This window comes from Moorena sp. SIO3H5 (genome assembly GCF_010692395.1).
Classification (GTDB): Bacteria; Cyanobacteriota; Cyanobacteriia; order Cyanobacteriales; family Coleofasciculaceae; genus Moorena.
This window is the reverse complement of sequence record NZ_JAAHHS010000578.1, coordinates 1-3734: the sequence shown is the minus strand read 5'-3', so window position 1 is coordinate 3734 and position 3734 is coordinate 1. Positions and strand designations below refer to the sequence as shown.

At 42.2% G+C, this 3734-nt stretch carries 3 protein-coding genes; all 3 read left to right on the top strand.

Annotated elements, in window-relative coordinates; translation table 11 throughout:
• Positions 1-1240, top strand: a 1240-nt coding sequence (locus tag F6K52_RS33830) for a TldD/PmbA family protein (protein WP_293089176.1), incomplete at its 5' end; no start/stop codon positions are given.
• Between the two features lie 214 nt (positions 1241-1454).
• Entirely contained in the window at positions 1455-2261 is an 807-nt protein-coding gene (locus tag F6K52_RS33825) for a 16S rRNA (uracil(1498)-N(3))-methyltransferase (protein ID WP_293089178.1), read from the top strand.
• Between the two features lie 483 nt (positions 2262-2744).
• Positions 2745-3179 (top strand): helix-turn-helix domain-containing protein, encoded by a 435-nt coding sequence (locus tag F6K52_RS33820; protein WP_293089174.1) that lies wholly within the window; start codon positions 2745-2747, stop codon positions 3177-3179.
• The last annotated feature ends 555 nt before the right edge of the window (positions 3180-3734 follow it).

The following is a 3734-nucleotide window of genomic DNA, read 5'->3' as shown; positions in this document are numbered from 1 at the left end:
CGGTGGACAAGTAAGAGCATGTTATAAGGGAGGATGGGGTTTTTCGAGTTTTAACCAGCTTAGCGCTATTAAAGAACGAGTCGAAGATGCGATCGCAGCAGCTCGGATTGTGGGTAATGAAGAAACCACCCTTGCTCCCATTGAACCAAGACAGGATGTTTGTCAGTTACCCCTGACTGCTACAGACCCTAGACAAATTCCCTTGGCTCAGAAGAAAGCATTATGCGATCGCTACAATCAAATTCTCAGAAGTTATGACAATAGCATTGCTACTACTTCTGTCCGGTATGGGGATGTTAACCAGCGCATCATCATTGCTACTTCCGAAGGTACCTTGATAGAGCAGTCTTGGGCAGATCTGGAAATGCGTTTTGCTGCTACTGCTCGTAATGGCGATACTGTCCATACTGGTAGAGAAACCATTGGCTCTCGCCAAGGCTATGAGGACCTGACCAATCTTGATCAACAAGTCCATGGAGCAGCTCAACGTGCTATAGATGCTCTGTCATTACCACCAGTTACGGGTGGTAACTATACAGTAGTCATTGACCCCATCCTGACTGGTTTGTTTGTCCACGAAGCCTTTGGACACCTATCTGAAGCGGATATGGCTTATGAAAATCCTGACTTACTAGAAGTGATGAGTATAGGGCGTCGTTTTGGCCCAAAAGAATTACAAATCTTTGATGGAGCTGCTCCCCAAGGACACCGGGGTAGCTATTTCTACGATGATGAAGGCACTCCAGCCACTACCACTCAGTTGATTAAAGATGGTGTATTCGTTGGACGTCTTCACTCCCGTGAAACTGCTGGTAAGTTAGGGGAAACTCCTACTGGTAATGCTCGTTGTCTTAATTACCACTATCCTCCAATTGTTCGGATGACTAATACTTGGATAGGACCCGGAGCTACTCCAGTAGCAGAGTTGTTCGATGATATCACAACAGGAGTCTATGCTCGAAATTGGCTAGGAGGTATGACTAATGGTGAAATGTTTACCTTTAGTGCTGGAGAAGCTTGGATGATTCGCAATGGTCAAATTGCTGAGCCTGTGCGAGATGTTACCCTTTCTGGTAATGTGTTCAAGACCTTAGCTGATATTGAAGCTATTGGTGATGATTTCTATTGGGATGAATCCGGTGGCTGTGGTAAAGGTGGACAAAGTGGCTTAGCTGTAGGTTGTGCAGGACCAAGTTTAAGGATTCGGAATGTGGTAGTTGGTGGAGAATCTGACAGTTGAAGGGTTTCTATCAGAATGAAGAATTAAGAATGAAGAATTAAGAATTAAGAATGAAGAATAGCCTAATTTTCCCTGTAGATTAAGCTTTCTGAGTTTTTTAAGTGGAGTTTTAGCATAAAAGCGACTGAAGACCCAAAATTCTAAATTCTAAATTCTAAATTCTAATGTTGTCTGTGATCCAAAGTTCCCTAAAACTGTGGCAAAAGCAATGAGTATGCAGCGCTTGGTGATATCACCTACACAGTGTCAAGACCAAGGGATTGTTTTAACTGATGCCCAACAGCATTATCTAATTAGAGTGTTGCGGCTGAGAAAAGGCGATCGCTTTATTGCTATGGATGGAGAGGGTGGCTGGTACGTTAGCGAGCTAGAAGGTGATTTGACTCAAGCTAAAATTGTTGCATCTGAGCACATTCAAACGGAATTGCCTAAACAGGTAACCTTGATGGCGGCTATGCCTAAAGGGAGTGGATTTGAGCAAATTTGTCTGATGGCAACGGAGTTGGGAGTTACTCGGATTGTGCCGTTGAAAAGCGATCGCACTCTACTCAATCCTAGCCCTCAAAAGCTCCAGAGGTGGCGACGGATTACCCAAGAAGCAGCTGAGCAATCAGAACGGGAAGTTGTACCGAAAATTCTTGACCCTGTTGACTTTTCCGATAGTCTTCAGTTACCGGAAACCCTAGAAGCCTATCGCTATATTTGTGTAGCTCGGGGAAAGGCTCCCCATCTACTCAATTGCTTATTAGATTTACGATTAGGATTGGATACTGGCCAAACAGACCCTGCTCAACATCCTGGCATTGTCATTGCTACCGGAGCTGAGGGTGGTTGGACAACTCAAGAGCTAGAACAAGCTACTGCTGCTGGATTTATCGCTGTTTCTCTAGGAAGTCGTATTCTCCGAGCTATCACTGCTCCTATTGTTAGCTTGTCTATAGTAGCAGCAGTGTCGGAATCATCACTTAGGACAAAAGCCGATAATTTTCCTTTAACTGATGACAACATGATCGACAACTGACCCAATACACTGGGTGTGTCCATGGTTCAATTCGATTACTATAGCGCTAGTTTAAGGGTGAAATTCAATCTAATCAACCCATGCAACCCTTAACTCCTCTAAAAGAGTAGCGCTAATAAAATTGTTGATCACCGAATTGTCTAAAACTATAACGCTATAGTAAACTAACTACGCTAAAAATAGCGCTAGATAATTTCCGCTCCAAATAAATATAGCGCTATAAAAAATTAAATCCAATTACTTTATACACCCCTTAAATCCTAAATAAGGTTCGCGCTATAGTAAAACTTCCATGAATCCCAAAATTAAATTAGCGCTATAGTATAGCTGTCAACCCTAATCATCCCATATAGTCTTTACCACCCCTAAAAGAGTAGCGCTAATTTAATTACCTATACGAATTTGTAAATTTTTGTAAAAATTTTGCACAGACAGAAATAATGTGCTATACTAAGTATAGCGCTAATTAAAGGAGCAAAAAAAATGACAGTGGTCGGAACTACCCAAGCAGCTTTTCTTCTAGGAATTTGTGTCCAACGAGTTCGTCAACTTCTCAAAAACGGCAGAATTAAGGGCGCTCAAAAAGTTGGCAGATTTTGGCAAATTCCTCTATTTAATGGCTTGCCCAAGGTCAGTCCCGGTCGCCGTGGACCAAAGGGAACCTGGAGAAGAGGTTTCCAAAAGGTGGCCACTTATGTTCATGTCAACCAGAACATCATCAAGCAAAATAAAAAGAACAACACCTACGAGCCTGTCCTAACCGTCAAACAAGGTAATCGAAACACCTACGGTCATTATGTGGAAATCAAAGGACCGTCTCGGTTGGTTTATCAGCCCAATTGTCCCAAGAATTGTGGAGCTACAGTGTGGCTGGAAGTTGATCCTTCTGTGGAAATTTTGACTAAACGTTTTGGCTAGTTGGAAATTTCAGCAATTTTCGTTGGTGATGGAATTGGCCTACGGCCACGCTAAGCGATTGGCCTTTGGCCACGCTACGCGAACGCGTTAAACCTTTTTGATCGCGCTATCATCGACATTGTTGTTGTTCACTATAGAGTTAACTAAATAAATTTCCGTCCAATTCGTTGGCTATCCGAAATTTCAACAATTTTGGATAATGATGAAATTGGCTGACAGCTAAGCTAAACGATGAAGGGAATCTTCCGCGCTTGTGTGATTGGCCTACGGCCACGCTACGCGAACGCGTTAAACCTTTTTGATCATGCTATCATTGACATTTTTGTTTATCACTATAGAGTTAACTAAATAAATTTCCGTCCAATTCGTTGGCTATTGTGAATTTCAGCAATTTTTGATTACTCTCAGATTGGGTAACACTATCATTGAAATTAATTAGTAAAAGCGGTTGATCACTATAGCAGCAGTATTGAATTTTTCCCCTCAATCCTTTGATTGTTGTAAATTTCGGCAATTTTCGAGAGTCAGCGATACATACAAGGCTTTTTAATCACC

Coding starts and splice junctions, on each gene's coding strand:
- F6K52_RS33825 (WP_293089178.1), top strand. CDS start 1,455: ATGCAGCGCTTGGTGATATCACCTACACAGTGTCAAGACCAAGGGATT.
- F6K52_RS33820 (WP_293089174.1), top strand. CDS start 2,745: ATGACAGTGGTCGGAACTACCCAAGCAGCTTTTCTTCTAGGAATTTGT.